The sequence below is a fragment of the Methylobacterium sp. 092160098-2 genome (genome assembly GCF_028920805.1).
GTDB classification, from domain to species: domain Bacteria; phylum Pseudomonadota; class Alphaproteobacteria; order Rhizobiales; family Beijerinckiaceae; genus Methylobacterium; species Methylobacterium fujisawaense.
On sequence record NZ_JAQPZJ010000001.1, the window covers coordinates 1,375,583 to 1,401,992 of the forward strand.

General features: G+C 68.7%; 26 protein-coding genes. 12 read left to right on the plus strand and 14 right to left on the minus strand.

All coding sequences use genetic code 11. The features are described 5' to 3' along the window. Positions 1-2: 2 nt before the first annotated feature. Genes PQI07_RS06410 through PQI07_RS06420 form a run of 3 tightly spaced genes read left to right on the plus strand, consistent with a single transcriptional unit; the run spans position 3 to position 3,293 of the window. Entirely contained in the window at positions 3-929 is a 927-nt protein-coding gene (locus PQI07_RS06410) for an ABC transporter permease (RefSeq protein WP_274926283.1), read from the plus strand. Next, positions 919-1,725: an ABC transporter ATP-binding protein gene (locus PQI07_RS06415; RefSeq protein WP_274926284.1), complete on the plus strand. Its 807-nt coding sequence runs from the start codon at positions 919-921 to the stop codon at positions 1,723-1,725. The genes PQI07_RS06410 and PQI07_RS06415 overlap by 11 nt, the downstream gene beginning before the upstream one ends. A gap of 26 nt (positions 1,726-1,751) precedes the next feature. Further along, positions 1,752-3,293 carry an amidohydrolase family protein gene (locus PQI07_RS06420; RefSeq protein WP_274926285.1) on the plus strand — a complete coding sequence of 514 codons (1,542 nt, stop codon included), beginning with the start codon at positions 1,752-1,754 and terminating at the stop codon, positions 3,291-3,293. Between the two features lie 22 nt (positions 3,294-3,315). Here PQI07_RS06420 and gudD read toward each other — a convergent pair whose 3' ends face one another. From gudD to kdgD, 3 genes are all read right to left on the minus strand, one after another. Beyond that, positions 3,316-4,665 (minus strand): glucarate dehydratase, encoded by a 1,350-nt coding sequence (gene gudD, locus PQI07_RS06425; RefSeq protein WP_043386727.1) that lies wholly within the window; start codon positions 4,663-4,665, stop codon positions 3,316-3,318. Positions 4,666-4,744: 79 nt separating this feature from the next. Continuing rightward, positions 4,745-6,100 carry an MFS transporter gene (locus tag PQI07_RS06430; RefSeq protein WP_043386722.1) on the minus strand — a complete coding sequence of 452 codons (1,356 nt, stop codon included), beginning with the start codon at positions 6,098-6,100 and terminating at the stop codon, positions 4,745-4,747. A gap of 98 nt (positions 6,101-6,198) precedes the next feature. Next, a complete protein-coding gene (kdgD, locus tag PQI07_RS06435) occupies positions 6,199-7,113 on the minus strand; it encodes a 5-dehydro-4-deoxyglucarate dehydratase (RefSeq protein ID WP_274926286.1) in 915 nt (304 codons plus the stop codon). A gap of 108 nt (positions 7,114-7,221) precedes the next feature. Here kdgD and PQI07_RS06440 point away from each other — a divergent pair, with 108 nt between their 5' ends. Both PQI07_RS06440 and PQI07_RS06445 read left to right on the plus strand, forming a co-directional pair. Then, positions 7,222-8,124 (plus strand): LysR family transcriptional regulator, encoded by a 903-nt coding sequence (locus tag PQI07_RS06440; RefSeq protein ID WP_043357021.1) that lies wholly within the window; start codon positions 7,222-7,224, stop codon positions 8,122-8,124. A gap of 115 nt (positions 8,125-8,239) precedes the next feature. Further along, complete coding sequence (locus PQI07_RS06445) at positions 8,240-8,527, plus strand: MTH1187 family thiamine-binding protein (RefSeq protein ID WP_043357022.1); 288 nt, start codon at positions 8,240-8,242, stop codon at positions 8,525-8,527. Positions 8,528-8,776: 249 nt separating this feature from the next. Here PQI07_RS06445 and PQI07_RS06450 read toward each other — a convergent pair whose 3' ends face one another. After that, entirely contained in the window at positions 8,777-8,950 is a 174-nt protein-coding gene (locus PQI07_RS06450) for a metallothionein (protein ID WP_043357024.1), read from the minus strand. A gap of 156 nt (positions 8,951-9,106) precedes the next feature. On the opposite strand from PQI07_RS06450, the gene PQI07_RS06455 reads away from it, so the two are divergent. Together PQI07_RS06455 and PQI07_RS06460 are read left to right on the plus strand one after the other, a co-directional pair. Next, on the plus strand, positions 9,107-11,425 hold the full coding sequence (locus PQI07_RS06455; RefSeq protein WP_043357026.1) for an FdhF/YdeP family oxidoreductase: 2,319 nt from the start codon (positions 9,107-9,109) through the stop codon (positions 11,423-11,425). Positions 11,426-11,470: 45 nt separating this feature from the next. Then, positions 11,471-12,841, plus strand: coding sequence for a pentapeptide repeat-containing protein (locus tag PQI07_RS06460; RefSeq protein WP_274926287.1), 1,371 nt, complete (start codon positions 11,471-11,473; stop codon positions 12,839-12,841). Positions 12,842-12,903: 62 nt separating this feature from the next. Here PQI07_RS06460 and PQI07_RS06465 read toward each other — a convergent pair whose 3' ends face one another. Together PQI07_RS06465 and selA are read right to left on the minus strand one after the other, a co-directional pair. Continuing rightward, entirely contained in the window at positions 12,904-13,374 is a 471-nt protein-coding gene (locus PQI07_RS06465) for a MarR family winged helix-turn-helix transcriptional regulator (RefSeq protein ID WP_043357030.1), read from the minus strand. Positions 13,375-13,497: 123 nt separating this feature from the next. Next, positions 13,498-14,940, minus strand: coding sequence for an L-seryl-tRNA(Sec) selenium transferase (gene selA / locus PQI07_RS06470; protein ID WP_274926288.1), 1,443 nt, complete (start codon positions 14,938-14,940; stop codon positions 13,498-13,500). Positions 14,941-15,127: 187 nt separating this feature from the next. Here selA and PQI07_RS06475 point away from each other — a divergent pair, with 187 nt between their 5' ends. From PQI07_RS06475 to PQI07_RS06490, 4 genes are all read left to right on the plus strand, one after another. Continuing rightward, the gene (locus tag PQI07_RS06475; RefSeq protein WP_274926289.1) at positions 15,128-16,558 is read left to right on the plus strand and encodes a mannose-1-phosphate guanylyltransferase/mannose-6-phosphate isomerase; all 1,431 of its coding nucleotides are present in this window, start codon (positions 15,128-15,130) and stop codon (positions 16,556-16,558) included. Positions 16,559-16,688: 130 nt separating this feature from the next. Continuing rightward, positions 16,689-17,702, plus strand: coding sequence for an SDR family oxidoreductase (locus tag PQI07_RS06480; RefSeq protein ID WP_274926290.1), 1,014 nt, complete (start codon positions 16,689-16,691; stop codon positions 17,700-17,702). A 72-nt stretch (positions 17,703-17,774) separates the two neighbouring features. Beyond that, positions 17,775-18,614, plus strand: coding sequence for an alpha/beta fold hydrolase (locus PQI07_RS06485; protein ID WP_274926291.1), 840 nt, complete (start codon positions 17,775-17,777; stop codon positions 18,612-18,614). Positions 18,615-19,041: 427 nt separating this feature from the next. Further along, on the plus strand, positions 19,042-20,730 hold the full coding sequence (locus PQI07_RS06490) for a methyl-accepting chemotaxis protein (protein WP_274926292.1): 1,689 nt from the start codon (positions 19,042-19,044) through the stop codon (positions 20,728-20,730). 753 nt (positions 20,731-21,483) lie between these two features. Here PQI07_RS06490 and PQI07_RS06495 read toward each other — a convergent pair. The 8 genes from PQI07_RS06495 to PQI07_RS06530 all read right to left on the minus strand — a co-directional run bounded on the left by PQI07_RS06495 (position 21,484) and on the right by PQI07_RS06530 (position 25,967). Beyond that, positions 21,484-22,263 carry a DUF4145 domain-containing protein gene (locus PQI07_RS06495; RefSeq protein WP_274926293.1) on the minus strand — a complete coding sequence of 260 codons (780 nt, stop codon included), beginning with the start codon at positions 22,261-22,263 and terminating at the stop codon, positions 21,484-21,486. Between the two features lie 95 nt (positions 22,264-22,358). Then, entirely contained in the window at positions 22,359-22,646 is a 288-nt protein-coding gene (locus tag PQI07_RS06500) for a hypothetical protein (RefSeq protein WP_274926294.1), read from the minus strand. 16 nt (positions 22,647-22,662) lie between these two features. Next, entirely contained in the window at positions 22,663-23,751 is a 1,089-nt protein-coding gene (locus tag PQI07_RS06505) for a helix-turn-helix domain-containing protein (RefSeq protein WP_274926295.1), read from the minus strand. Between the two features lies 1 nt (position 23,752). Beyond that, positions 23,753-24,394 carry a hypothetical protein gene (locus PQI07_RS06510; RefSeq protein ID WP_274926296.1) on the minus strand — a complete coding sequence of 214 codons (642 nt, stop codon included), beginning with the start codon at positions 24,392-24,394 and terminating at the stop codon, positions 23,753-23,755. Between the two features lie 297 nt (positions 24,395-24,691). Further along, positions 24,692-25,069 (minus strand): hypothetical protein, encoded by a 378-nt coding sequence (locus tag PQI07_RS06515; protein WP_274926297.1) that lies wholly within the window; start codon positions 25,067-25,069, stop codon positions 24,692-24,694. Further along, positions 25,066-25,284, minus strand: coding sequence for a hypothetical protein (locus PQI07_RS06520; RefSeq protein WP_274926298.1), 219 nt, complete (start codon positions 25,282-25,284; stop codon positions 25,066-25,068). Before PQI07_RS06520 ends, PQI07_RS06515 begins: the two co-directional genes overlap by 4 nt. Before the next feature lie 2 nt (positions 25,285-25,286). After that, entirely contained in the window at positions 25,287-25,661 is a 375-nt protein-coding gene (locus PQI07_RS06525) for a helix-turn-helix domain-containing protein (protein WP_274926299.1), read from the minus strand. A gap of 93 nt (positions 25,662-25,754) precedes the next feature. Then, positions 25,755-25,967 carry a hypothetical protein gene (locus tag PQI07_RS06530; RefSeq protein WP_274926300.1) on the minus strand — a complete coding sequence of 71 codons (213 nt, stop codon included), beginning with the start codon at positions 25,965-25,967 and terminating at the stop codon, positions 25,755-25,757. Between the two features lie 185 nt (positions 25,968-26,152). Here PQI07_RS06530 and PQI07_RS06535 point away from each other — a divergent pair, with 185 nt between their 5' ends. Beyond that, positions 26,153-26,410: a hypothetical protein gene (locus tag PQI07_RS06535; RefSeq protein ID WP_274926301.1), complete on the plus strand. Its 258-nt coding sequence runs from the start codon at positions 26,153-26,155 to the stop codon at positions 26,408-26,410.

The following is a 26,410-nucleotide window of genomic DNA, read 5'->3' on the forward strand; positions in this document are numbered from 1 at the left end:
GGATGGCCGTCGATCTCGCCCGCGCCGCCGTCCCGCACATCCGGCCGCGCGTGCCCTTCGGTCAGCGCCTCGCGCTGCCCGACGGGCTCGTCCCGCTCCTGCAACGGACCGGCTGGATGCTGGTCTCGGTCGGCTGCTTCGCCGGCCTCTGGGAGCTGCTCTGGGCGCTCGGCATCGCCGACGCCAAGCTCCTGCCGCCGCCGCACATCTTCCTCGGCAACCTCGCCGAGCAGGCGCGCTTCTTCAACACCGCGCAACGCTGGCAGATCGGCACCGGGATGAATGCCGGCCCGAGCCCCGCCATGGCGGTGCTGATCACCGTGCTCGCCTCCACGGGCCGGGTTCTGGCGGGCCTCGCCCTGGCCGCGACCCTGTCGATCCTCGTCGGCGTGGCGATCCGCTACGTCGTGCTGTTCGAGCGGCTGACCCTGCCGACCATCACGCTGCTGGCCCCGGTCTCGCCGATCGCGTGGCTGCCGGTGGCGATCTTCATGTTCGGGATCGGCAACGCCCCGGCGATCTTCATGGTGTTCATCGCCCTGTTCTTCACGATGGTCCTCTCGACCATCCACCAGATCGACGGGGTCAACCGGAACTACATCAACGTCGCCCGGACCATGGGGGCGACGAAGCGCCAGATCTACGTGCGGGTGATCGTGCCGGCGATCCTGCCGGGGCTGCTCGCGGTTTTGCGCCTCAACCTGTTCGGCGCCTGGATGGTGGTGCTCGTCGCCGAAGCGACCGGCGTCGGCTACGGGCTCGGCCAGGTGATCATGCTGGCGCGCAACACCTTCAACCCGTCGCTCGTCTTCTTCACCATCACGCTGATCGGCCTCCTGGGCTTCGCCTTCGACCTGCTGTTCCGGCTGGTCCAGCGGCGGATGCTCTACTGGCTGCCGCGCGACGCGGGGTCCTCCCTTGGCCTCTGATCCCGCATCCCAGGACGCCGTCTCCTGCCGGGGCGTCGCCAAGGTCTGGGCGGCCGGCACCGCTCGCGCCCACGAGGCCCTGCGCGACATCGACCTCACCGTGCGGCCCGGCGAGTTCGTGGTGTTTCTCGGCCCCTCGGGCTGCGGGAAGAGCACGCTGCTCTACCTGATCGCCGGGCTCGAACCCGCCTCCGGGGGCGCGCTCCTGGCCTTCGGCGAGGCCGTCACCGGCCCGTCGCCGGAGCGCAGCCTGATCTTCCAGGAGACCTCGCTGCTGCCCTGGCTCAGCGTCTGGCAGAACGTCAGCTTCGGCCTGTCGCTGAAAGGCGTGCCGGAGGTCGAGCGCCGGAGTATCGCGCGGGCCGCCCTCCAGCGGGTCGGCCTCGCCGAGGCCTTCGACAAGCGGCCGGACGAATTGTCCGGCGGCATGCGCCAGCGCGTGGCCGTGGCCCGGGCGCTCGCCATGCGTCCCAAGGTCCTGCTGATGGACGAGCCCTTCGCGGCGCTCGACGTCCAGACCCGCCAGAAGATGCAGGACTTCCTGCTCGACGTCTGGCGCGACAGCGGCGCCTCGGTGCTGTTCGTGACCCACCACATCGACGAGGCGGTGGCGCTCGCCGACCGGGTGGTGGTGTTCACGGCCCGGCCCGGGCGGATCAAGACCATCGTCCGCAACGACCTGCCCCGCCCGCGCGACCCGTTCTCCCTCGAGGCCGAGGCGATGCGGCGGCACCTCACCGAGCTTCTGCGCGACGAGGTCGACCGGGCCTTCGCCGAGCAGGAAGCGCTCGTCTGACCCCCTCCCCCAACACGGACACGACCATGGCCACATCGCTGATCCGCAGCCGGCGGATGATCACCCGTACCCTCGATCACGACCGCTGGGAGGAGATCGCCGACGGCGCGGTCCTGCAGAAGGACGGCGTGATCGAGGCGGTCGGCACCTACGCGGACCTGCATGCCCGCTATCCCGACGCCCCCGTGATCGGCTCCGGCCGCGAGATCCTGCTGCCGGGCTTCGTCAACGGCCACCACCATGTCGGCCTCACGCCGGTGCAGCTCGGCTCCCCCGACATGCCGCTGGAACTGTGGTTCGTCACCCGCATGGTGGCGCGCAACCTGAACCTCTACCTCGACACCCTGTACTCGGCCTTCGAGATGGTCGGCTCCGGGATCACCACGGTCCAGCACATCCACGGCTGGATGCCCGGCAGCCTGGAGGAGGTCGAGGCGCGCTCCAACGAGGTGCTGCGCGCCTATCGCGACATCGGCATGCGGGTTTCGTACTGCTTCGCGGTCCGCGACCAGAACCGCCTCGTCTATCAGGCCGACATGGATTTCGTGGCGAGCCTGCCGGCGCCGCTGCAGGACCCGATGAAGCGCTGGTTCGAGCGCTTCCAGATGTCCCTGGAGGACAACTTCTCCCTGTTCCGCAGCCTGCATGCCGGACAGGCCGGGGCGTCGCGGTCCAAGATCCAGCTCGCGCCCGCCAACCTGCACTGGTGCTCGGACGCGGCCCTCGAAGGGCTCGCCGGCCTGTCCGAATCCTACGACGTGCCGATGCACATGCACCTCGTCGAGACCGCCTACCAGAAAGCCTACGCGGAGAAGCGCGGCGGCGGCACCGCCCTGGAGTATCTCGACCGGTTCGGCATGCTCGGTCCGCGCCTGACGCTCGGCCACGGGGTCTGGCTGAACGAATCCGACATCGAGCGGGTCGCGGCGACCGGCACCTGCATCTGCCACAATTGTTCGTCGAACTTCCGGCTGCGCTCCGGCGTGGCGGCGCTCAACCGGTTCGAGGCGAAGGGGATCAACACGGCGATCGGCCTCGACGAGGCCGGCATCAACGACGACCGCGACATGCTCCAGGAGATGCGCCTCGTGCTCCGCGCCCACCGGGTGCCCGGCATGGACGAGGCCGACGTGCCGAGCATGGCGCAGGTGTTGCGCATGGCGACCGTCGGCGGCGCCCGCACCACGCCCTATGGCGATAGCCTGGGCACGATCGAGGTCGGCAAGGGCGCCGACCTCGTCCTGATCGACTGGGACCAGATCGCCTACCCGTATCTCGACCCGGAGACGCCGCTCCTCGACGCCGTGATCCAGCGGGCCAAGACCGGCGGCGTGACCACGGTGCTGTGCGAGGGCGAGGTGCTCTACGCCGACGGCCGCTTCACCCGGGTCGACAAGGATGCCGCCCTGAAGGCGCTCCACGACGACCTGTCGCGGGCGCTGTCGGACGACGAGGTCGAGCGGCGCCAGCTCTCGAAGGCGCTGCTGCCCCACGCGCGGCGCTTCTACGCCGATTACATCGACCCGTCGCGGCACGAGCCGTTCTACCGCCCGAGCTCGCGCGTCTGACGGCGCGGGCCCGGGCCGGGCTTCAGCGGACCAGGCAGGGCTTCTTGTTGTCGAAGCTCCAGCCTGGGATCAGGAACTGCATGGCGGCCGCGTCGTCGCGGGCGCCGAGGCCGTGGTCGCGGTAGAGGGCGTGCGCCTCCTCCACCGCCGCCATGTCGAGCTCGATGCCGAGGCCCGGCCGCTCCGGCACCCGCACGAGGCCGCCGCGGATCGCCAGCGGCTCCTTGGTCAGGCGCTCGCCGTCCTGCCAGATCCAGTGGGTGTCGATCGCCGTGACGTTGCCCGGGGCCGCCGCGGCCACGTGAGTGAACATGGCGAGCGACACGTCGAAATGGTTGTTCGAGTGCGAGCCCCAGGTCAGGCCGTGGTCGCGGCACAGCTGGGCCACCCGGACCGAGCCGGCGAGCGTCCAGAAATGCGGGTCGGCGAGCGGGATGTCGACGGCGCCGAGCTGGATCGCGTGGTTCATCTGCCGCCAGTCGGTGGCGATCATGTTGGTGGCGGTGGGCAGGCCGGTGGCGCGGCGGAACTCGGCCATGATCTCGCGGCCCGAGAACCCGCCCTCGGCGCCGCAGGGATCCTCCGCGTAGGCCAGCACGTGGCCCTGGCCCTTGCAGAGGCGGATCGCCTCGTCGAGGGACCACGCGCCGTTCGGGTCCAGCGTCACCCGAGCCTTGGGGAAGCGCGCGTGGATCGCGGTGACGGCGGCGATCTCCTCCTCGCCCCGCAGCACGCCGCCCTTCAGCTTGAAATCGTTGAAGCCGTACTGGTCGTAGGCGGCCTCGGCGAGCCGGGCGACGGCCTCCGGTGTCAGCGCCTCCTCGTCGCGCAGGCGGAACCAGCCGTCGCGGGCGGTCGGTGCGCGATAATCGAGATCGGTGCGGGTGCGGTCGCCGACGTAGAACAGGTAGCCCAGCATCTCGACGGCGTCGCGCTGCTGGCCCTCGCCCAGGAGGGCGGCCACCGGCACGTCGAGGTACTGGCCGAGCAGGTCGAGGAAGGCGGATTCGACCGCCGTCACCGCGTGGATGGTGATGCGCAGGTCGAAGGTCTGCAGCCCGCGCCCGCCGGAATCGCGATCCGCGAAGCGCGTCCGCATGGCGTTCAGCACCGCGTTCCAGGCGCCGAGCGGCTGCCCGACCACGAGGTCCCGGGCATCCTCCAGGGTCTTGCGGATGCCCTCGCCGCCGGGGACTTCGCCGAGGCCGGTGGCGCCGGTGGAGTCCGTGAGGATCACGAGGTTGCGGGTGAAGTACGGTCCGTGCGCGCCCGAGAGGTTGAGGAGCATGCTGTCGTGGCCGGCGACCGGCACGACCTTCATCTCGGTCACGGTGGGCGTGTTGCGCGCGGCATGACGGCTGTCGTTCGGCATGGCGTCCTCCTCGAAGATCCCCGGCCGGCCTGAGCCGGGCGCGGGGCGGGTTCGGAACGGGGCCGGCCCGGCCCGCGGGTCAGTGGGCCTTCAGCTCGACGCGGCGGATCTCGCCGACCACCACGAGGTAACAGAAGCAGGCGACGAGGGCGTTCAGGCCCACGAAGACCAGGGCGCCGTTGAACGAGCCCGTGCTCTGGACGATGTAGCCGATGGCGATCGGCGTGGTGATGCCGGCGGTGTTGCCGAAGGTGTTGAACAGGCCGCCCGAAAGGCCGCCGCTCTCCCGCGGGGAGGTGTCGGCGACGACCGCCCAGCCGAGCGCGCCGATGCCCTTGCCGAAGAAGGCGAGCGCCATCAGCCCGACCACGAGGGCATCCGCCTGGACGTAGTTGCAGCCGATGATGCTCATCGACAGCAGCATGCCGCCGACGATCGGGATCTTGCGGGCCGCCGTCAGGGAAAAGCCGCGGCGCAGGAGCAGGTCGGAGATCACGCCCCCGAGGATGCCGCCGATGAAGCCGCAGAGCGCCGGCAGCACCGCGGCGAAGCCGGCCTGGAGGATCGACAGGCCGCGCTCCTTGACGAGGTAGACCGGGAACCACGTCAGGAAGAAGTAGGTCAGCACGGTGATGCAGTACTGGCCGATATAGATCCCGAGCAGCATGCGGTTGGCGAGCAGCTGGCGCAGCGTCCGGCCGGCATCGCCCTGCCTGGTCCGGCTCTGCCCGTCCATGTCGAGCAGGGCGCCGCCGGCCTCGATGTAGTCCCGCTCCGCCTGATTCATGGACGGGTGGTTCTTCGGGCTGTCGACGACGCGCAGCCACACCACCGCGAAGGCGAGGCCGAGCAGGCCCATGCTGGTGAAGACGTGGTGCCAGCCGAAATTGTGGACGATCCACGCCATCAGCGGCGTGAACAGCACCGTGGCGAAGTACTGCGCCGAGTTGAAGAACGCCGACGCCATGCCGCGCTCCCGGGTCGGGAACCACGCGGCGACGATCCGGGCATTGGCGGGGAAGACCGGCGCCTCGGTGAGGCCGACGGCGAGCCGCAGGGCGAACAGCAGCACCACGGCGGTGAGGCCGGAGAAGAAGCCGACGGCCCCCTGGACCAGGGTGAAGCCGGACCAGAGGGCGACGGCGGCGGCGTAGACCCATTTGACGCTGTAGCGGTCGAGGAGCCAGCCGCCCGGAATCTGGGCCAGAACGTAGGACCACGCGAAGGCCGAGAAGACGTAGCCCATCTGGACCGGAGACAGGCCGAGTTCCTTGGCCATGTCGGGTCCGGCGATCGAGATGGTCGCGCGGTCGGCGTAGTTGATCGTCGTGGCGGCGAACAGCATCGCGACGATCAGCAGGCGGACGCGGGTGCGGCGACCCGCATCGGCGGCGTCGAGCAGGGTGCTCGCCGCGCCGCTCGAACTGGCACTCATGGACGTTCTCCCTGGCTCGTCGCCGCCCGGTTGATCCAGGAGGCGGGTCGTGGCCGCCGTTGGCTCGGCGGGTCTGTCGTTGGTCGTCTCGTGGGGGCTCAGCGGCGGTCGCCGATCAGCGCCGTCAGCTCGGCGCGCTCGGCCGCGTCCAATTCGGTCAGCGGCGGCCGGACCGGGCCGGCGTGGCGGCCGACGGCGCTCATCCCCGCCTTGACGATCGAGACCGCGTAGCCGCGCTTGCGGTTGCGGATCGCGATGTAGGGGAGGACGAAGTCGCGCAGCTCCCGGTAGACGGCATCGCGGTCCCGGCGGCGCACGCTGTCGTAGAAGGACAGCGCCCATTCGGGCAGGAAGTTGAAGATCGCCGAGGAGTAGGTGGTGACGCCCATCTCCAGATACGGCAGCGCGAAGGTCTCGGCGGTGGGCAGGCCGCCGACATAGGTCAGGCGGTCGCCCAAAGCGGCGTAGATCCGGGTCATCAGCTCGACATCGCCGACGCCGTCCTTGAAGCCGACGAGGTTCGGGCAGCGCTCGCACAGGCCGGCGAGCGTCTGCTCGTTGAGCTGGGCGTTGGCGCGGTTGTAGACGATGATCCCGAGAGAGGTCGCGCGGCAGACCGCCTCGATATGGGCGGCGAGACCGGCCTGCTCGGAGCCGACGAGGTAGGGCGGCAGCAGCAGAATTCCGTCCGCGCCGGCGGCCTCGGCGGCCCGGGCCATCTCGACCGCCTGGGCGGTGCCCTGGCCGGCGGGGGCGATGACCGGCGTGCGGCCGCGGGTCTCCGCGACGGCGGCGCGCAGGACCCGGTCGATCTCGGCGGGCGTCAGCGAGAAGAACTCGCCGGTGCCGCCGGCCGCGAACAGGCCCGAGACCTTGTAGTCGGCCAGCCGCCCGAGATTGTCCCGATAGGCGGTCTCGTCGAAGCCGAGATCGTCGCGGAAATGCGTGACCGGGAAGGACAGCAGGCCGGAGCCCAACACGCGCGCCATCTCGGCCGGGGTCATCCGCGCCATCGATTCCTCTCCCTGATGCGCACCGTTCGGTGTCGCGTCCGGGGTTAGGCGCAGGCTTTCGATGCGTCCAACGTTGATTTTGGCTGGATTATCCCGGATCCTGCATCAATGTTCGATCTCGGCCACGCCCGCAGCTTCATCGCCGTCGCCGAGGAGATGCATTTCGGCCGGGCCGCGGCACGGCTGAACCTGACCCAGTCGCCCCTGTCGCGGCAGATCCAGATGCTGGAGCAGACGCTGGGCGTGACGCTGCTCGAGCGGACCACCCGGGCGGTGCGCCTGACCCCGGCGGGCCGGACCTTCCTGGCGGAGGCCCACCGGGTGCTGGCGGCGGCCGAGAACGCCGCGCGCATCACGCAGCGTGCCGACCGGGGCGAGAGCGGGGTGCTGCGCCTCAGCTTCACCGCCGCCTCGGCCTACCGGACGCTGCCCCAGGTCGTCGCCCATGTCCGCCGAACCCTGCCCGAGGTCGACCTCGTGCTGGAGGAGATGGTCTCGGACGAGCAGATCCTGGCTTTGGGCGAGAACCGCACCGATCTCGCGATCCTGCGGCCAAGTCCGGTCCTGCAGGATCCGAAATCCGCGATCGCGACGGCGCCGCTCGCACGGGAACGGCTGCTGCTCGCGGTCCCGCGCGGACACCGCCTGGCGACCGCCCGCACCCCGACCCTGCGGGATCTCGACGGCGAGGCCTTCGTGACGTGGTCGCCCCGGGGTGGCCGCTACTTCATCGACCTCCTCGACAGGCTGTTCGAGGCCGGGGGCGTGCAGCCGCGGATCGTGCAGCGGGTGAATCAGGTCCACGCGATGCTGGCGCTCGTCGGCGCGGGCATCGGCGTCGCGCTGGTGCCGGGCAGTGCCCGGGGCAACAGCATGGCCGATATCCGGCTCCGGCCGATCGCCCTGCCCGCCACGACCGGGCCGGAGCTGTGGCTCGCGTGGCGCACCGACAATGCCAATCCGTGCCTGCCTTCCGTGCGCGCCGCCGCGCTCGAAACCGGCGAGGCGTGACGGCCGGCTCGGCAGCGCCCTGGAAAGTCGATGCGGCCGGCGATAGCCTGCCGGCCCGCCCCGCGTCCGGTCGCAGAACCGTGCGGGGCCGCTTCCCCCGGATCAGGCAGGCACCATGAAAGTTTCGGCCGACCTCTGCATCGTGCCGATGGGCGTCGGCCCGTCGGTCTCGCCCTACGTCCGGGCGATCAAGGACATCATCGAGGCGAGCGGGCTCACCGCCACGATGCATCCCAACGGCACGAACATCGAGGGTGAGCTGTCGGAGATTTGCGCGCTGGCCGAGCGATGCGAGGCGAAGCTCGCAGAACTCGGCGTCCAGCGGACCTTCTTCACGCTGATCTTCTCGACGCGCCGCGACAAGGACCAGTCGATGGCAGACAAGCTCGCGGCGGTCTCCTGACCGCGAGGTCGGGCACGGACGCAGAGCCGCGGCCGATCAGGTCGGCAGGGTGACGACAGCCGAGCCCGCGCCGAGCGAGGCGCGAATCCCCTCTCCCGTGCGGGAGGAGGACAGGATGAGGGGCGAGAGCTTTCCGGAAAGACCTGATCCCTCACCCCAACCCTCTCCCGCACGGGAGAGGGGGCGCGTCGCGGCTGTCTCGGCCAAAGATGCCTTCTCCAGACCGTCGCAGCGCGATTGCGAGCGGCCCTAGCCGTGGCAGGCGCAGCCGGCGTGCTCGCAGCCGGCGTGATTCTTGTGGCCGTCCGCGCAGTCGTCGCAGCAATAGGCCTTGCCGTCCCGCGACACGGCCTTGGAGACCGGAATCACGCAGACGCAATCCTGGCACGCACACTTCACCATCTCGACGTCGACGCTGGCCATGGTTTCCTCCTCCGGCGGTCGGTCCGCACGTCGACGTTAGATCCGCGCCATCGGCAAGGAAAGCCGTCCAAGAACGCGGTGACGCGCCCGTGATCCCATTCGCCCCCTCGTGCGTTCCCTTCGTCCGGTGATCGATGCGCCGGATGGGAGGACGGCATGGCCGATCAGAAGACCGACGACGTCCGGATCGAGCCCTATGACGGCCCGGCGGGCGGCTGGGGCTCGGCCCGCTCCCTCGTCGAGATCCTGACCCGTGAGGGCGTGCCGATCACCGGCTCGGCGATGCTGCTGAAGCAGAACAAGCCGGACGGCTACATGTGCACGTCCTGCGCCTGGGCGAAGCCCGCCAAGCCCCTCGCCTTCGAGTATTGCGAGAACGGCGCCAAGGCGACTGCCTGGGAGCAGACGCGGCGGCGGGCGACCCCGGACTTCTTCGCCGAACACACGGTGACCGAACTCCTCGGCTGGAGCGACTACGCCCTCGAAGAGCAGGGACGCCTCACCCATCCGATGCGGTACGATCCGGAGACGGACCGCTACCGGCCCGTCGCCTGGGCGGAGGCCCTCGCGGAGATCGGCCGGGAGCTGAAGGACCTGCGCGCGCAGGACCCGAAATCGGTGGTGTTCTACGCCTCGGGACGGGCCTCCCTCGAGACCAGCTACATGTGGGCGCTGCTCGCCCGGCTCTACGGCAACAACAACCTGCCGGATTCCTCCAACATGTGCCACGAGCCGACCTCGGTGGCGCTGCCGCAATCGATCGGCGCCCCGGTGGGCACGGTGCTGCTGGAGGACTTCGAGACCACCGATCTGATCTTCTTCTTCGGCCAGAATGTCGGGTCGAATTCGCCGCGGATGCTGCACCCGCTCCAGGAGGCGCGGCGCCGGGGCGCGCAGATCATCACCTTCAACCCCCTCCGGGAACGCGGGCTGGAGCGCTTCACCGACCCGCAATCGCCGGTGGAGATGCTGACGCGCTCCTCCACCAAGATTTCGACGCAGTATCACCAAGTGAAAGCCGGCGGGGATCTCGCGGCGCTCACCGGCCTGTGCAAGGCGCTGCTCGCCCTCGACCGGGCGGCGGACGCCGCCGGCCGGCCGGGGGTCCTCGATCGCGCCTTCATCACCGAGCACACCCACGGCTTCGAGGCCTTCGTCCGCTTCTGCGACGGGCAGGATTGGGCCGCCCTGGAGCGGCGCTCCGGCCTGACCCGGACGGCGCTGGAGGCGGCCGCCGGCGTCTACGCCCGCGCGAAGGCGGTGATCGGCATCTACGGGATGGGCCTGACCCAGCACCGCAAGGGCACCGAGACCGTCCGGATGCTCGTCAACCTGCTGCTTCTGCGCGGCAATATCGGAAAGCCCGGCGCCGGGATCTGCCCGGTGCGGGGCCACTCGAACGTGCAGGGCCAGCGCACCGTCGGCATCACCGAGAAGCCCGAACTGGCACCGCTCGACCGGCTGAAGGAACTCTACGACTTCGAGCCGCCGCGGGAGAAGGGGCTCAACACGGTGGAGACCTGCGAGGGTCTCCTCGATGGACGCGTGAAGGCGTTCATCGGGCTTGGCGGCAACTTCCTGCGGGCGATCCCCGATACCGGCCGGATGGAGCCGGCCTGGCGCCGGCAACGGCTCACGGTGCAGGTCTCGACCAAGCTCAACCGCTCCCACCTCGTGAACGGCGCCGTCGCCTACATCCTGCCGTGCCTCGGCCGGATCGAGATCGACCGGCAGGCGAGCGGCCCGCAGGCCGTGTCGATCGAGAGCTCCACCGCGCAGTTCCATGGCTCGCGGGGGGTGGCCGATCCGGTCGGTCCGCATGTGCGCGCCGAACCCTGGATCGTGGCGGAGATCGCCAAGGCGACCCTGCCGCCGAATCCCCGCATCGACTGGGATGCCTGGGTCGCCGATTACGCGCGGGTGCGCGACGCGATCGAAGCGACCTACCCGAGCGTGTTCCACGACCTGAACGGTCGGATGTTCCAGCCCGGCGGCCTGCTGAAACCGCTGGGCGCCCGCGACCGCAAGTGGGAGACCGAGACCGGGAAGGCGAATTTCGCGGTCCCCGAGGGCCTCGAGGCCGATCCGGACCTTCCAGCCCGCGGCCCGGACGTGCTCGACCTGATCACCCTGCGGTCGAACGATCAGTTCAACACCACGGTCTACGGCTACGACGACCGCTTCCGCGGGGTGAAGGGCACCCGCGACGTGCTGTTCATGAACCGGCGGGACATCGCCCGGCTGGGGCTGAGGGACGGCCTCACCGTCGCCGTGGAGACCGAGGCCGAGGACCAAGTGCCGCGGCGCGTCGGCGGCCTGCGCGTGGTGGCCTACGACATCCCGGAGGGCAACTGCGCCGGGTATTATCCGGAGCTGAACGTGCTGCTGCCGCTCTGGCACCATGACGAGCAGTCCAAGACGCCGGCCGCCAAGGCGATCGCCGTGCGGGTGGCGGCCGCGACCCAGGGCCCGTGAGCGTCGTGTCTGGCGTCCGGTCGCGCGTTCCGGCAAGGAACGACCATGGACCAAGCGACCCCACCCGATGCACGACCGGACGCTCCGGTGGAGTCGCGGCTGCGCACCCTCCTCGACCGGATCGCCGGCGGGGCGCCCCTGCATGAGCCAGGCGCGGACCTGTCGCAACTGAGCGCCGGGCCGGACGCGCTCGCCGCACAGCCGGACGCCGGCATCGGCACGGACATCGAGTCCGGCGGATTGGCGCTGGCCGGTGCGGACCTGTCCCGGGCCCGCATGGAGCAGGCCGACCTCTCCGGCGCCAACCTGCGCCGGGCACGCCTCGCCGGCGCCGTCGGACGCTCGACGCGCTTCACCGGCGCAATCCTGGAGGAGGCCGACCTGTCCGAGGCCGACCTCTCGGGGGCGGACTTCACCGGCATCGTCGCCGGTCAGGTGAAGTTCGCCGGGGCGATGCTGGAGGATGCCCGCTTCGGGCACGCCGCGATGCGCTTCGCCGACCTGTCCGGCGCCCTCCTGGACGGGACCGATTTCGCCGAGGCCGACCTCTGGGGGGCGGATTTCTCCGGGGCGGATGCGGACGACACGGTCTTCCGCGGGGCGCGTCTCGACGAGGCCAAGCTCGCCGACGCCAATCTGACCCATGCGGATTTCGCCGAGGCGAGCCTGACCAAGGCGTCGCTCGCCGGCTCGCGGCTGCGGGGGGCGCATTTCACCGGGGCGAAGCTCGACGGTGCCGATCTCTCGGGCGCGGATCTCTCGGACACCGACCTCGTGCGGCTGAACCTCGGCACCTGCCGCCTGCGGCATGCCCGCTTCGCCGGCGCCTGGCTCAACGGAACGCGGATGAGCGTGGAGCAGCTCGGCGGGGCGGTGGGCGAGGAAGTGGCCGGCGCCTACGAAGCCGCCCAGGCGAGCTACCTCGCGCTGGAGCAGAACTGGAAGAGCATCGGAAGCCACGACGCGGCGAGCTGGGCCTACAAGCGCGGCCGGCGGATGGGCCGCTTCCATGCCGGCCAGCAGGCCCGCGCCGCCTGGGGCGCCCGGGACGGGGCCGGCTTCCTGCGCCACGGCTATCGCTGGACCGCGGACCGCTTCGTCGAGTGGCTGTGCGATTACGGCGAGAGCCTGTCGCGCATCGCCCGGGCCTTCGCCCTGCTGATCGTGGTGTTCGCGGGCCTCTTCGGGCTCACCGGCGGCCTGTTCATCCTGGAGGGGCCGGAGGCGGGGCCGACCTACAATCCCCTCGACCTCCTGAGCTACAGCGCGCTCAACATGATGACCGCCAACCCGCCGGAGATCGGCCTCAAGCCCACCGGCCGCGTCACCAACCTGCTGGTCGGCATCGAGGGCGGCGTCGGCATCATCCTGATGGGGCTCTACGGCTTCGTCCTGGGCAACCGCCTGCGGCGGTGAGGCCGATCGCTCCGGCGCGGCGCAAGCGGCTCATCGCGGCTCATCGCGGCTCCGAGGGCGCCTCAGTCGCTCACGCTGAGCCGCTCGATGACGAGGCTGAGATCCTTGCGGAGGGCGCGGATCTCCGGCTCGCTGAGTTCGAGCTGGCACATCACGCTCTCGCGGACGGAGACCGCGTCGGCGCGCAAAGCGGCGCCCTCGGGCGTCAGGGCGATCTCGACCTCGCGCTCGTCGGACTGGCGGCGGGTCCGGAGCAGGAAGCCCGCGTTCTCCAGGCGCTTCAGCACCGGTGTCAGCGTGCCGGAATCCAGACGCAGGCGCCGGCCGATCTCCGACACGGTGACGCCGTCCTGCTCCCACAGCACCAGCAGGACCAGATATTGCGGGTATGTCAGTCCGAGCCGCTCGAGCAAGGGCCGGTACGACTTGGTCATTCGATGCGCGGCAGCATAGAGCGCGTAGCAAAGCTGGTTATCGAGAAGCAGCGGATCCGTCTCCGGCTCCGCCTCAGCCGTATCGGCAATATACGCCATATCGTTCGCCCATCGCGGTCCACGCACCGCCACTCTCGACCGCGACCGCAGGTCCGTCATTATACCATAACACGGGATGCCGGCGCGCAAGATCCAGACGTGTGATCCGTTCTCTCAACAACCCTATGTGGTTCGTCGCCCGTCTTCGGCGCGCGTCAGCGCCGCCAGGGCGGCGAGGAAGCCGGCCTCGTCCTCCAGGGTCCGGAGGTCGAGGCGGACGGCCTCGTCGCTGATGCGGCCGATCACCGGTACCGGAAGCCGGCGCAGATCCTCGGCGAGCCGCCGGCACCGTCCGCCGCCGCCCCGTCCCCCCGGGGCGTTCGGCGTCAGGACCAGGGCGGCGCTGGGGAGCGTCTCCACAGGCAGGGCGCCGGATCCGATCTGGCTGATGCAGTCGGCGACCGAGACCGTGGCCCGGCCGGCGAGCCGCTCCGCCACCGCGGGGGCGAGGCGCTCGGCCTGTGCGGCGATCGCGTCCCGCTCGCGGGTGAGGAGCCGCAGGGTCGGCAGCTCCGCACGCAGCCGCTCGGGATACAGATAGAGCCGCAGCACGGCTTCGAGGGCCGCGTAGGTCATCTTGTCGACGCGCAGGGCGCGCTTCAGGGGGTTCTTGCGCACGCGGGCGATCAGATCCTTCCGGCCGGCGACGATGCCGCACTGAACCGCGCCGAGCAGCTTGTCGCCGCTGAAGGTCACGACATCCGCCCGCTCCAGGGCGGCCCGGACCGTGGGCTCGGGGGGCAGGCCGTAGGCCGCGAGGTCGACGAGGCTGCCGCTGCCGAGGTCGTCCGCCAGCGGCACGCCCCGCTCCCGGCAGAGGGCGTGGAGGGCGACGGGATCCGCCGCCGCGGTGAAGCCCGCGATGGCGTAGTTGCTCGGATGCACCTTCATCACGAGGCCGGTGCGGGGCCCGAGGGCCTCGGCGTAGTCGCGCAGGTGGGTGCGGTTGGTGGTGCCGACCTCGCGCAGGCGGCAGCCGGCCCGCACCATCACGTCCGGCACCCGGAATGAGCCGCCGATCTCCACGAGCTCGCCGCGGGAGACCACCACCTCCTTGCGCATGGCGAGCGCGTTCAGCACCAGCAGGACCGCCGCCGCGTTGTTGTTGACGACCACCGCGGCCTCGGCGCCGGTCAGCCGGCAGATCAGCGCCTCGACATGGTCGTCGCGCTCGCTGCGGGCGCCGGTCGCCAGATCGAATTCGAGGTTGCTCGCCTGCACCATCACGGCGGCCACCGCCTCCGCGGCCGAGCGGGGCAGCAGGGCGCGACCGAGATTGGTGTGGAGCACCGTCCCGGTCAGGTTGAAGACCGGCCGCAGGGACGGGCGGCGCTCGGCGGCGAGCCGCGCGGACGCTTCGGCCCGGATCGCCGCCGCGTCCGGGACGGGGCGGCCCCCGGCCCGGATCCCGGCCAGAACCGTCCGGATGGCATCCGTGAAGGCCGTCCGTCCGTAGGTCTCGAGTTCCGCGGGCGACGCGGCGCCGACGAGGCGCTCCACCGAGGGGATCCGGCGCGGGGACGGCACCGGATCGTCGGCCGGGGGGGTGGGGACAGGCGCATTCATGTCAGCTCAGAGATAACCATCCCCCGGCACGGAGCCAGTCCGTTCCGGCGCGGATAATGCGCGCAGGTTGTTCAGTCTCCGCCCCGACGGTAAGGGCAGATCTGGAAATCGGCGGCCGAGAGTCCATCGCACCCGCGCGGGGCGGGCTCGGCCGCGCCCCCGCCGAGCCCTCTCGGGAGACGCCGCCATGTCCCGATCTTCGATCCAGATCCACCCGATGATCCTGTGCGGGGGGACGGGGACGCGGCTGTGGCCGGCGTCGCGGGAGAGCATGCCCAAGCAGTTCGCCCGGCTGGTGGATGCCGAGCGCTCGACCTTCCAGGCGACGCTGGCGCGGGTGTCGGACGCGTCCGTCTTCGCCAGGCCCACGGTCATCGCCTCGGCCGAGGCCCGCTTCATCGTCGCCGAGCAGCGCGACCAGCTGGGTCTTGCCGCCGACATCCTGCTGGAGCCGCAGGGCCGCGACTCGGCCGCCGCCGTGGCGGTGGCCGCGCTGCACGCCGCCGCCGCCGACCCGCAGGCCGTGGTGCTGATCCTGGCCGCCGACCACGTCGTGCCCGACACGGAGGCCTTCGTCGACGCGGTGCGGCGCGCGGCCGCCGGCGCCCAGGCCGGCTACACCATGACGCTCGGCATCGAGCCGGACCGGCCCGCCACCGATTACGGCTACATCCGCCGGGGCGAGCCGATCGCCGAGGCGCCCGGCGCGGCCCGGGTCGCCCGCTTCGTCGAGAAGCCCGACCGGGCCGGCGCCGAGGCGCTGATCACGGACGGGGCCCTTTGGAACTCGGGCTACTTCCTGTTCCGCGCCGACCTGATGCTGGCCGAGCTGGAGGCGTTCGTCCCCGAGGTGCTGGCGGCCGCGCGCGCGGCGCTGGAGGCGGCGGTGACCGACCTCGACTTCGTGCGCCTCGATGCGGCGGCCTTCGCCCAGGCACCCAAGATCTCGATCGACTACGCGGTGATGGAGCGGACCGCCCGGGCCGGGGTGCTGCCGGTGTCGTTCTCGTGGTCGGATGTCGGCACCTGGGACGCGGTCTGGCAGGTGCTGGACCACGACGCGGAAGGCAATGCCGTGCGGGGCCGGGTGTCGCTGATCGGCACGAAGAACAGCCTCGTGCACAGCCAGGGCGAGGGCCTGACCGCGGTGGTCGGGCTGGAGGACGTGGTGGTGGTCTCCACCCCCGACGCGGTGCTGGTGGCCTCCAAGGCGCATTCGGGTCAGGTGAAGGATCTGGTCAACGCCCTGCGGGCCTCGGGCGCACCGGAGGCGGACGCGCATCTGCGGATGTACCGGCCCTGGGGCTGGTACCAGCGCATCGACATCGGCGAGCGCTTCCAGGTGAAGCGGATCCAGGTGGTGCCGGGCGGGCGCCTGTCGCTGCAGAAGCACTACCACCGGGCGGAGCACTGGGTCGTGGTGCGCGGCACCGCCGAGGTGACGATCGACGACCGGGTGGTGCTGGTCCACGAGAACGAGGCGGTCTACCTGCCGATCGGCTCGATGCACCGGCTGGCCAATCCGGGGAAGATCCCGCTGGAGCTGATCGAGGTCCAGGTCGGCTCCTATACCGGCGAGGACGACATCATCCGCGTGGAGGACATCTACGGACGCTGAGCGCGCAGGACCCGACGTCCCTGCGACCCGATCGCCCGCAGACGCGCTCGGAACATGCGGCCTCCCCGATCGATAGCAAAGCGTGTGGCCGCTTCCGTGCGGCCGCGCCGGGCAGCATCGGGGATACCGCATGACGCATAAGCCGCTCCGCGCGCAGGTGATCGTGATCACCGGCGCCTCGTCGGGCATCGGCCTCGCCACGGCCCGTATGGCGGCCGAACGCGGCGCCCGGGTGGTGCTGGCGGCGCGCAGCGGCGACGCCCTGGCGCGCATCCGGGCCGAGATCGAGGGCGTCGGCGGCAAGGCGATCGACGTCGTGGCCGATGTCGGCCGGCGGGCCGACGTGCAGGCGGTCGCCGACCGGGCCGTGGCGACCTTCGGCGGTTTCGACACCTGGGTGAACGTCGCGGGCGGCTCGATCTACGGCCGGCTGCGCGAGATCAGCGACGCAGACCATGAGCGCCTGATCCAGACCAACTTCTGGGGCACCGTCTACGGGTCCCTGGTGGCGACCGAGCACCTGCGGCAGCACGGTGGCGCCCTCATCAACGTCGGCAGCATCGCCTCGGATCTCGCCTTCCCGTACCAAGGCATGTACGCGGCCTCGAAACACGCCGTGAAGGGCTTCACCGATGCCCTGCGCATGGAGCTGATGGACGAGAAGGCGCCGGTCTCGGTGACGCTGATCAAGCCGGCCTCGATCGACACGCCCCTGCCCCAGCGGGCGCGCAACTACATGGACCGCGAACCGAGCCTGCCGCCTCCGATCTACCCGCCGGAGGAGGTCGCCAACGCCATCCTGCACGCGGCCGTGCACCCGCAGCGCGACATCATCGTGGGCGGGGCCGGCAAGGCCTTCGTGGCCGGCAAGGAATTCGCACCCGGGGCCTACGACCACCTCAGCTCGGCGATCATCGCCCTGCAGAAGCGGACGGACGCGCCGCGCAATCCGGATGGCGCCCTGCATGCGCCGGTGGCGGCCGGCGAGACGCGGGGCGACCCGCCCGTCCCGGTCATGCGGACCAGCGCCTATACCCGTGCGAGCCTGCACCCCCTCGCCGCCGCGGTCGGTCTCCTCGGCGTCGGCGCGGTCACGGCCTTCGCGGTGCTCGGCCCATCGTCCGGGCGCCGGCGGCGCCTGTAAGTGGCCGCTGCCACGGAAGCTCTACCCGGCGCCGCTCGGCCGGCGCAGGGAGCCGGGGCCGATCCCCGGATCGTGCCGCGCCGGATCGTCGCTTTGGCGCAGGACCGGACGATCGCCTACGCGGAGACCGGCACCGGACCGGATCTCGTGGCGATCCACGGCACGTTGATGTGCCTGGAGGACGTCTGGCTCGGCCCCGTGCCGGCACTGGCCGAGCATTTCCGCGTGGTCGCCGTCGACCGACCGGGCCACGGCTTCAGCCGACGCCCGCGGGGCGCCGCCGCCGACATCTGGGATCAGGCCGCGAGCATCCGGGAAGCCGTGCAGCGCCTCGGCCTGCGGCGGCCGGTGATCCTGGGTCACTCGTTCGGCGGGGCCGTCGCCCTGGCGTACGGGATGCTCCATCCGGAGGAGATTGCCGGCGTCGTGGCCCTGGCGCCGATCTGCTTTCCGGAGCCGCGGCTGGAGCAGGTGCTGTTCGGGCCGCGGGCGCTGCCGTTCGGCGGCGACGCTCTGTCGGCCCTCCTGGCCGCGAGCAGCGACCGGATGCTCCTGCCGCTCCTGTGGAACGCGATGTTCTTTCCCGAGGCGATGCCGCCGCGCTTCGCCCGGGACTTCCCGTTCGATCTCGCGGGTCGCCCGGGGCAGATCACCGCCGAGGGGGAGGATGCCGGCTGGCTCTGGCCGGCGCTGACCCGCAGCGTCCTCGGCTACCCGTCGCTGCACCGGCCCGTCCGCATCCTGGGCGGCAGCGCCGACCTGGTGGTGAACACCACCCTGCACGGAATGCGGGCGGCCGGGATGATCCCCGGCGCGCTGTTCGAACGTCTGCCGGACGCCGGCCACATGCTCCATCATTTCCAGGCCGCTGCGGTCGTGCGCGCGGCCTGCGCGGTGCAAGCCTGCGCCTGACGCGTCCGGCGGCCCCGCGCGTGGCGAGGGTGCTTGAAGATGCTGCCCCGTGCAGATCCCGATCAGTCCACCGGACATGGCCCGATCACGGCCCGATCACGGCCTGCGACGGGAATGTTCCGATCCAACGACGCGCCGTTCACCTCGATCCAGCCCGTTATCGCTGCCCGTCGCCGCCGCCGTCGCTTTGACCGCCCGGTTTCCCGCGCAATAAATCTCAGCCGGCCCGGAACTTTTCGCCTTCGCATGCGTCGGGCACGCGGATGCGGTGCCGCCAATCCCTGCGCGCGCCCGAAACCTCTTGCGCACACAAGTCGAAAATCGCGACACCAAGGAAAAAAACGCGCGATTAGGATTTTCTTTATCCGATACCCCGAAGATTGAGCACGTAATTCCAGCTCAATCACCTCGGATACTGGCGATCCACATGCCCCGCCTGACAATCGGCCGCAAACTGATTTTGTCGTCCGCCGTGACGGCCTTGTTCGCTACTGGCGTGATCTACAACCAATGGAACAGCGACCGTCGGATCGCGGAAGCGACCGACGCCGTCGCCCGGGAGCAGACGATCCTGACCGGGATCTCGCAGGCGCAGGTCGCCCTGAACCGGATTCAGCTGAGCCTCAAGGCCGTCGATCTGGCTCGGACCGCTCCCGAGGCCGACGCGGCCGTCACCCGGGCGGCCAAGGAAGCCGAGCAGGCGTCACGCGGCCTCGAGCGCCCGATCGCCATCGCGTTGAAGCCGCAGATCCTGCGTGACAGCGGGACGGCGTTGCAGGATCTGGCCGGCGCCGTGAGGACCTATGCCGACGCCGGACGGACGGACCTGCGCGGCGGCGCGGTCGATCCGGACGCGGCGAACGCGGCACGACGGTCGATCACGGAGCAGATCGCCCGGGCCGAGGGCATGATCGATCAGGCCGTGGCCAACGCGCGCGGCTTCACCGACAAGGCCATGGAGACCACGACCGAGCAGGTCAGCGCGGCGACGCGCTTCGGCCTCTTGGCGGGTGCGGCCATGCTGCTGAGCCTGCTCACGGCCGCGATCCTGCTGATGCTCAACATCCAGCGCCCGATCACCCGCTTGGTGGCGGTGCTGGAGCGCATGGCCGCCGGCGAGATCGACGCGGAGATCCCCGAAAGCCAGCGGGGCGACGAGATCGGCGCGCTCGGCCGCGCCGTCGACAACATCAAGACCATGGTCGCCCGCAAAGCCGCCGAGGAAGCGGAACTCCGGCAGATCGCCGATGCGGCCGCCGCGGCGGAGCGCCGGCGCACGATGGTCGAACTGGCCGACAGCTTCGAGCGGGCGGTCGGCGGCATCGTCAGCATGGTCTCTTCGTCCTCCACGGAGTTGCAGGCCACGGCGGAGCAGATGACCGCCAATGCGAGCCAGACGGCCGCGCAATCGACCACGGTCGCCGCGGCGGCCGAGGAGGCGGCGGCCAATGTCGGGACCGTGGCGGCAGCCGCCGAGGAATTGGGGACCTCCGTGCAGGAGATCGGCCGGCAGGTGGCCGGCTCGGCCGGGCTCGCCCAGGCTGCGGTGGCGGAGGCGGACCAGACCACGCGCCTCGTGCAGGAACTCAGCCAGGCCGCCGAGCAGATCGGCGCGATGGTGGGAATGATCTCGAACATCGCCGGCCAGACCAACCTGTTGGCCCTCAATGCGACGATCGAGGCCGCCCGGGCGGGAGAGTCGGGCCGCGGCTTCGCCGTGGTGGCGGCCGAGGTGAAGGAGCTTGCCAATCAGACGGCACGGGCCACCGAGGAGATCGGCCGGCGGATCGGGCAGGTGCAGGGCGTGACCGACCAGGCCGTTTCGGCCATCGGTGGGATCACGGGGCGGATCCGCGAGATCAACGACGTGGCCTCCAGCATCGCGGCGGCCGTCGAGCAGCAGAGCGCCGCCACGCAGGAGATCGTGCGCAACGTGGCGCAGGCTTCGAGCGGCACGGCCGAAGTGACCGGCAACATTGCGGGTGTGGCCCGCGCCTCCGAAGAGACGGGCGCAGCCGCCGCGCACGTCCTCACCTCGGCGTCCGAGCTGTCTCAGCAATCCGAACATCTGTCGGCCGAGGTGCGACGCTTCCTGACCACCGTCCGGGCGGCCTGAGCCCGCCCGGCAGGCCTCCTCGCGATGCCCGATCGGGTCGCGCCTGGCGGTGCGACCTAATCGGCCGAAGCATAGGCCGGCCTCGAGGCCGCGATTCACACGACGTGCGCCGATCGGCCCTCGATACGCCAGACCGGCACATGGCTCTCAAACGGTTGCAATCATTGACGTTCGGAGGCGCGGCCGCTCAGCCCACAGATCGATGCTCCACCCCGGGCCATGTGGCGCGCGGACAGATGCGCAGGATCGAAAGGTACGCATTGGCCCTCGGTCCTGCCGCAGAAGACGCCGTCGAAACCGACGCGCCACCGGACCGCGCGTGATCCCCTCCGGGACCTCGTAACGAGGCCGGCTCGCCCCCTGGCGCGCTTTACCGGCTCGGTGGCGTGGCGGTGCCGTCAGAACGGTCCCCGTGCAGGACGTGCGACCGGTGGACCGGCCAGCTCCGCGAAAGAGGGAGGTTTCTGGTGGGCGGTGAGGGACTCGAACCCCCGACCCTCTCCGTGTAAAGGATTGGCGTTCCCAAGCTGTAGAGTGCCGGCAGAGGGGGAAAGTGCCTTAGCGGGCCTTCCGAGATCCTTTTAGGCCCTCGTTTCCGGAGAATAACCGGAGACCTGTTCCGGGCTCGTTCGCAGCGGCCGGTCGGCAGTGGATCAGTTTGAACTGACTGACTGGCTGTGGGAGATTGGCAACATCATCTCGCTGGCCGAGGTCGCGGACGCAAAGCTGGGCTAGCGAAAGCCATAGATAAAGCTACTTCGCTGCTGGATCGGCGGGCGCCGGATCAGTAGGCTTCAGTGCCTTGGCGATTTTCTCTCTTGTTGGCACCTTATTTTTGATTGCCGTTGCTTTTTCGTCGAGTTTGCGCCTCTTGATTGGTGTAATGAATGTGTGCTCGATAAAATACTCCAAAATATCCGCAATTATTTGTAGATCTTTGTTTCTAGGGCTCCAGCCTCGGTGAGCTGATGCATTGCCAGCTTCAACAAGTAGTTCTAGCCGACCTCGATCCACCTCTGCGATATGCCCAGCGGCTTGCAAGGCTTTCATTTTCTCTTGGAAATTGTTGCCTTTGACATTTAGCAGCTCAGATGCAACGTCAAATGAAGTTCGTAGCGCAATGGCGCTCAAAATGTGTAAACCTGCGTCTAGAGCATTATATAGTTCGTTCAATACTTCCTCAAGCCTTTGAGAATTTTCAATATCATTCGATATGTCTTTGAGCCAGGTCGGCTGGGGACGAGATGATAGGGCAGGCCAATACTGCTTGTATTCGTCATATTCTATAGTCTGATGTCCGTCATATTCTCCATATGAATAGGACTCTGAGTCTGTATTTATAGTTTGACAGAACACGTAGTCGCAGCCGCGACAACGTAGAATATACCAATTCTTGGCCCAATCGACGGTGTCTACGGTGCCGCTTTCTTTGTGCTGGCCGAGAACATCGCAATTTCTTTCACCGCCGCATTGCGCGCATTCTGCTCGCCTATGCTCAGATGGCATAGGCGATGCCTCTAGCTGCTCATCCATGCTGCGCCGCCCCCTCGTCCTTCGCGAGAGGATAACGGGCGATGTTTGGCCTCGCAAATTCTCATATCGACCCACTACCGGCTGGGCCGATCCGCTCACCGAGCGCTCGGATTTGCAGCGCAGCCCAGTGCGAACGGGCGCAGATCCTTCGGCCAGTTCACCGGCAGGTCCGCCGCATCCTCAAGGCATCGGGTCAGCTCCGAGAGCCGCAAGTGCGGGTATTTCGCGCTGAGCCCCTCCGCCAGACCGATGAGGAAGGCGCGCTTCCTCTCCGGGTTCTCGATCATGACCGAGCCCAGCGTTCGCGGCTTCTCGGGCGCCTGGGCGAGCACGGGGCCGACGGCGCAGAGCGTGCCGAAGATGGCTGTCGCGATGGCTCGCATGTCCATTATGCGCGCGCTACCCGACCAGCTTGAGGCCGGGGGGCGGCCCGTTCTCTATTCTATGCTCAGGATTTACGCCCTTTCTGACGATGAGCCCAAATATAAGATTTTCTATCTCAGCAATCGGAACGTGAAGTTGCTTTGCAATCGTATCTTTGGTGATTTTCTTCGCCCAAAGATCACTAAAAACCTTTTGCCAAAGCACGGATTCCTCACGTTCCATCTCATTCGGCTCTTTTGTTCGGTAGTCTCGCCGGTCCATTTCAATGACCATACCTCGGTAAAGCCAATCAGATAGTATGCCGAGCTTGTTGAGCCTGTATGCTAGCGCAGATGCCGATACGCCCCACCTGCGCTTGGCAACAACAACCTGATCTATAGTAATTGCGCGAGGGATCTTGGCCTCAATATCAGACTGAGGCATCAGAAAAGAAGCGGCGAATAGCTGGGCTTCGAACTCAGCGGACTTACCCTGTTGAGGGCCGCCGTGCCTATGCATGACGAGATGCCCTAACTCATGTGCCGCGTCGAACCTACTGCGTTCTGCCGATTTCGCGGTATTTAAAAAGATGTAAGGCGTATCACCTCGCCAGCATGAGAAAGCATCCAGGGTCCTTGTGTTCTCGGCGAGAGAGAAAACGCGGACGCCCTTCGCCTCCAACATTTTTATCATGTGCTTGATAGGCTGCTCACCTAGCCCCCAATGCTGGCGAAGCCATCGGGAGGCGCGAGCGGGATCTCGCTCCTGAGACGCGTCGATTAGATCAGAACTAGGCAGGTTGTATCTAGCCGTCGTCCAATCGTCCAACAGATACGCGATATGGCCAGCTGCAATAGCTGCGTCCCGATCCGCTGCCCGCATGGCAGTGAGGCTGCGGAAGCTTACGGCCTCTCGCGTGACCGGGTCGATATCGTCGCCGTGGAAGAACTCGACCGGAAAGTTCAGCGCCTTTGCAATGACCGCTAGAGTGCTTTCTTCCGGGTCGTGATAGCCATTCTCAAGACGTGAAACATGGACCGGCGTGAGGCCAACGGCCTCCGCCAGCTTTTTGCTCGACATCCGACGCCGATGCCGAGCGATCACCATTCTTGAAGGATTGAACATCTTACTTGCTTGTCACAACCACGTCGAATTCGATCTCCGGGCCGTCGTCAGAGAGATCAAGGATCTCGATCGGATCCATGTCGCCCGGATTGACGATGAAAATCCGCTCGTGGAAACCGCGAAACTGTCCGCCTTCAATCGCCCGCGGCGAGGAAAGCTCAGCCGTTACAATTCCGTCCGGGCGGACAGCCACAAAGTAGTAGTACGCCGTGCTGGGAATGTCGGCAAACTCCTCACCGTCCCGCTCAGCTTCCGGGAACTCGAAGGACATCTGAGCCGCAGCCACCAACCGTTCGGATGCCTTCTTCTTGTCCGAGATGGCCTTCGGGTCACGGAGCACGTCGCACGCGCTGTCCGCGTTCTGGAAGATGAACTTGATTCCGGTGTCCCGGTTGACGACGGACGGGATGTTATCGGCGCTGTTGCGCTTCCAGCCCTTGGCCCGAAACGTCCTCCGCATCGCGCGCGATCCATAGATCCACGACAGCAGCCCCGGTCCCGAGATCGGATCGTCCTCCGTCGAGTCCGCCCGCGCCGCAACCGCCCGCCGGGCGATGTCGATCATCTCGGCCTTGTTGGTCCCTAACTCGGCCAAGCGCTGCTCGACCTCCCATTCCTCTTTCGCGATGCGGGTGGCGGGCATAATTGGTGAGCCTCACGTTAATTTCTGCTCCCTCGATCGTGGCAGAGAAAATTAACGTCCGCAAGGGGTCGGCGGTCTAATGCTAGCCATCAGCCGGGTGAGCTTGCCACCTAACCCGGGGCAAGTCGGCCGCTCTCCCGGTTAACGGATGGCCTTTCCAAGTCACGATCTGCCGCCACGCGATACGGTCTCCACTACGCCGCGCAGATGCTCCGGCAGGTGGTGGCCATAGACCTGCTCCACGACCTGCTCGGTGGTCCGGGCGCAGGAACGCCGCGTCTGAGGTGCGGGCTGGCCTCATCGCGCACCCGCCAGCTTCGCGGTGAGCCGGCCGGCCGACATGTCGAGCTTCTGGTGAACCTCGGCGAGCCGGCCCTTGATGCGCTCCAGCTTGTCGAGGTCGTAGGCCTGACCGGCACCGCGCTCGACAGCACGCTCGACGTGCCACGCCATCATGGCGAGGGACTCGATCAAGCCGTCCAGCCCGGAGATGCCGACGCCGAGCTCGCCCACCGAGTGGGCCCGATCGAAGTCCGAGACTCGTGTCTCGATCTCATCGACGGTGACGCTGGCCGCGAGCCGGACGATGGGTTGGTCCTCCGACACCCTCTCGACGAGGTGCGGGGCGACCTTGGGCAGGTGGCCGAAGGCGGCGCGGATCGGGTGGGCGTTCATGCTGCCTCGCGGAGCTGGTCAGCTTCGAAATCCGCGATGGCGGCCAGCTCGTCGGCGGCCTCCAGCGCGAGGGAATCGGCGTGGTCCTGGGCGGCGAAACAGGCCGCGGCCCAGCAGTCGAAGTCGTCGCCGAGGAGGCCGTAGGGGCTGTGTGCGGCGTAGCCGGCGGAGGAGCCGGTGATCCGGTAGCCGGCAGGGAGGTCGAGGCGCGCCATGGTCAGGCGGCCTCGGGGACGAGGTTGAGCGCGCGCCGACTGGCGACTTCACCGGCCACCAAGCGAGCCTCGACGTAGAGGTCGGCAGCTCGCAGCAGATGCTCACGAGCCCTGTCGACGGTCTGCGGGGCTGTCAGCGGCGCGGGCGTCTCCGGCACGTCGAAGAATGACGCGATTGGTGCCCCGGTGAGCTGGGCGATGATGCTCAGCGCGACGCCGCTGATGCGGTTCGTGCCCTTCTCGTACTTTTGGAGCTGGGCGGCCGAGACGCCGATCGCGGTGGCCACGGTGCGCTGGGTGAGGCGAGCCCGGATCCGAGCGGCGCAGATGCGCTCGCCGATCCGGACGTCGACGTCGGTCGCAGGCTGGCCGGCCATGTCAGCGCCCCCATCCGAGAGCGTTGCCGCCAAGTGCGAAGGTCCCGACGATCAGCGCCGGGACGACGAGGCCGAGGATGACGACGGCGCCCATCACGCGGCCTGCGCGGTGAGCGTGGCGACGACCCGGCAGCTAAGTCGGCGGATCAGGCCCTCGCGGGCGCCCTTCTTCGGCTCGTAGGCGCCGCGGACCCGTTTGACTGGGAGAGCCCGGAAAACGTGGGCGAGTTCGGTCGAACCGGCATCACGAACAGCGAAGAGCTGGTTCGCGCTGTCTTCGACGATGTGGGTGTAGGCGGTGAGCATCTGCGGCTCCATCGGCTCGGTGAGCGGCGATGGGCATAACGTGCCCTATGTGGGCACGAATGACAAGCCCATAATGGGCACAAACAAATTTTTGTTATCCGCTTCGATCCACAGAGTGTGCCCAGGTCTCTTGACCTGTTCATGTTTCGTTCTCCACCTTAGGGTGGAACGACTGGAGGCTATTTGTGGCGCTTACATCCGAACATGCAGTTCAGCCCTATGTGCGCACGAAGAAGGGACGTGTGGGGGCCGACCACATGCGCAAATGCTCCAGCGCGGATGCTGCGCGGGCTCTGGCTGAGAGGCTGGTTGCCGATGGGATCGCGATAGGCGCAGTCGCGCTGACCCGCACCTGCGATCCGGTGTTGGGCGAATACGAGGATCCGGAAATCTTGGTCCGGGTCGGCGCCGTGCCTGGCAACGAGACGGACCTGCCGTTCTAG